Annotated in this window: 2 protein-coding genes and 1 pseudogene; all 3 read right to left on the reverse strand. The window is 39.6% G+C overall.

Going from position 1 to position 3,148, the window contains the following annotated elements; translation table 11 throughout:
- Positions 1-358: 358 nt before the first annotated feature.
- Positions 359-565 (reverse strand): hypothetical protein, encoded by a 207-nt coding sequence (locus tag MD535_RS26375; RefSeq protein ID WP_390902976.1) that lies wholly within the window; start codon positions 563-565, stop codon positions 359-361.
- 63 nt (positions 566-628) lie between these two features.
- Positions 629-1,399, reverse strand: a pseudogene (locus MD535_RS26240) (EAL domain-containing protein); the annotation flags it as partial.
- Positions 1,400-1,420: 21 nt separating this feature from the next.
- On the reverse strand, positions 1,421-2,788 hold the full coding sequence (locus MD535_RS25210; protein WP_265678019.1) for a PAS domain S-box protein: 1,368 nt from the start codon (positions 2,786-2,788) through the stop codon (positions 1,421-1,423).
- Positions 2,789-3,148 lie beyond the last annotated feature (360 nt).

Here is a 3,148-nt window from a genome sequence, read left to right on the forward strand (position 1 = left end):
CTTAACAGCCTGCGAGCCCGAAAATGAGGCGAGTGAAAGAAATCGGCGCATAAGAAAACAAGCCCTTATTCGAACTTATTCAAAGACAGAGAGATCAACGAGAAGGGAACGACAAGGCGCTAAGACTCTTAGGGCAGTCAGGCCTAGCCCGCAGGGTGACGCCTAAGGCACGATAGGAATCGTGATAAAGACACGTTTAAAGTGTTTGTCTTTACAATGAGAACAGGCTCAGATGTGTGAACAAAACTCTCGCGTTTCATGTAGACCAATATTGGAAGTTAAGTCCGCGCCAAGGTTCTTTAAAATGGCTACTCATCAAATCAAAGCTAATGGGCGTAATAAAAAAGCGAAAACGTACTTATTGTGCATTCAAATAATGGATCATATTAACAGTGTCAATCATACCCACATAGTCTCCAGAATCGTTGATGACAACCCAAGGCAAAGGAATATGGTTCCGAATTTTCTCATGGATTTCGCTCGCGTTTATTGTTTCGTGAACACAGCTAATCAATGGTTCCATCATCGCACTCACCACTTTATCCAAAGAACGATACTCTTGCATCGTTTCTCGGTCAGTGCCGAGTGTGGGCGTAGCATGGAGATTGTATTTTTCCTTGGTTAGGACGCCCACACACTGCTTATCAATAATTACGGGTAAAACATGAACCGAATTACGGTCAAATAAGGCTTTGACCTCTCTTAAGGTGTGAGTGGGAGATAACAAAGGAGGAGTAGTAAATAACACCACGTCTTGAATTTCTGGCTCGACCAAGTCACGGAGCTCCTCTCTATCGTTGATTTCAGCTGAGAGGAGTTTAACTGGTAGGGGTTTTGCGAAATAAAACCCTTGTAAATAGTCCACTTTAAGATCTTTTAATATATTAACTTCTTTAATACTTTCAACACCTTCAGCCACCACTTCTACTCCTAAAGTATGAGCAAGTTGCGTAATCATTTTAACGATGTAGTAATTGTGAGAGCCGAAAACGAGATTAATAATAAAATCCCGGTCGATTTTAAGTACATCGAAGTTACCATCTTTCAAGTAGGAGAAAGAAGAATATCCAGTACCAAAGTCATCAATAGCTATCTTTACCCCTTTTTTACGTAGCTCAAACAGCAGATCACCGTTCTTGTTTTCATTGCTAAAGTAGGCTGACTCTGTGAGCTCTACGGTAACATAAGGGAGATGCTTACGATGTTTTCTGAAAAGCGACATCAAGTCTTTGAAGAGGGACTTCACTGGTTTATCTGAGTTCAAAGACACATTAATGGTGATCTCGACTTCATTGCCATATAGTTTAACCAGTTGATTTCGTTGCTCCATGGCTTTATCTGCTACGGCCAAATCTAACTCAGAAACGAGACCCATATCTTCTGCAATCTGTATCATTTCCTGAGTCTCTAGGTGCTCGCCTTAGCTGTCTGTAAATCGACACAATGCTTCGAGTTTACAGACTTTAAAACTTTTGGTTGAAATAATAGGTTGAAAGAAAACCTGCATAGCCTTTGCCTTAACCGAATACCTCACTATTTCTTCTAACACCTCGCGTCGTTTGACTTTCTCATGAAGGTTTCGGTTATAAAAGCATATGTTATTATTAGAAGTATGCCTTTCATACATCGCTTGTAAAGAGTGAGATATCATCTTGTGTGCATTATTCGCATCCAATCCAAGTACTGATACACCAATAGTGCCTCCCATACTTCGTTGATATACTTCTTTGTCCATTCTTGTTTTGATTTTCTTAAAGCGTTCTCGAATCGCTTCGAAGATAGAAAGCGAGTGAGGTTTAGCTTTGTCATGCTTATAAATGATGGCAATGGTAAACACAGTCTTTTTAATAAAGCCTGCCGTACAGTCACTTTCATGGTACGCGAGCGCGCTTGCAAGTTGTTTTTTTTCATCAAACTCCAATGTTTCATCAAACTTTGGTACAAAGGACAGTAGTAACATCCCTTCGCTATCTTTTAGTTCAGCCTGTCCATTTTGTACCTTAGCCAAAAATTCTTCTTCACCGGGCAGTTGAGTCAATAACTCAATACCGCCATGTTCAATACCAGCAACGCGGTAGAGTTTACTCGATAAATCTAAGGTAACCCCCAAGTAATAGGTGTTGCCTTTTAGAGACTCTAACTTCTGGATGAGTAGCTCTTGAGGCTTGACGTTCCCGGATTTGGCTTTACTTAAAATGAGACCGCTCCAATAATCGTGTTGGATAATTTCCTTCCACATGTTGCTAAAGAACGGTGCTCCGTGCTTGCCAGCATTGAAAATAGACGTCTTTTTACCAAGAAGCTCCTCTACTTTATAACCGGTTGATTTCTCAAAGTAACTATTGTAGACAACAATACGGGTGTGTTTGTCCGTCACCACAATAACGTGATGGTGATTTTCAAATATTTGATAAAAAAAGGACGATAAGTCTTGTTGAGTTGGAGACAAGAGCATAGGCATTATCATACCTGCGATCAGATTTTCAGTGATTTTTTTTACGGATACTAAACTCAGGTTAACGTTAGAGCCTCGCGTGACTATGAATGCATTAATGGGATCTGGCTCCTCCCCTCTTTTTACTTGTAAGAGCATCTCAGAGACTCGGGCTTTATTAGAAGGTGAAAACAGATCTAGAAAATGTTCGATAGCAGTCACGGTGCATGTGACCCCCAAGACTTCTTGTAGATCACATGCATCGATAGTTAAATTATTGGTATTCACTTGCCACGTAAAAGAAATCTCCCTTTTTTGATGAAATTGGACAAATTCATTTTTAACTAACTGCATAGTTGAGGCCCATGTGGTTAACGGTTTACTACTTAAAACTATAGAAGATTTTTAACTATTTTCCTTTTAATTTAAGGATATGGTGTTATTCATGAACGTGGCAGGTTGATTATTGAAGAGTACAAACAAGACAGTCATAGAGCGTTAAACATCTTAGCGAACAACGGAAATAAATATGATACTTATCACAAATTTTCATGAGCGATTATTAGTCACGAAATAGTTAAATAAGCTTGACGTTTTCTCTCCTATTGCTGTCCACTGACGTAACTTCATATTCATTAAAGCTAGGCGAAAACAGTTGTTTGTGTGCATCTCAATACATTTGGGCTAGCAAAGTTAGAGCTTAATACCCACGCT

It is taken from the genome of Vibrio qingdaonensis (assembly GCF_026191675.1).
GTDB lineage: Bacteria > Pseudomonadota > Gammaproteobacteria > Enterobacterales > Vibrionaceae > Vibrio > Vibrio qingdaonensis.

Coding starts and splice junctions, on each gene's coding strand:
- MD535_RS26375 (WP_390902976.1), bottom strand. CDS start 565: ATGCAAGAGTATCGTTCTTTGGATAAAGTGGTGAGTGCGATGATGGAA.
- MD535_RS25210 (WP_265678019.1), bottom strand. CDS start 2,788: ATGCAGTTAGTTAAAAATGAATTTGTCCAATTTCATCAAAAAAGGGAG.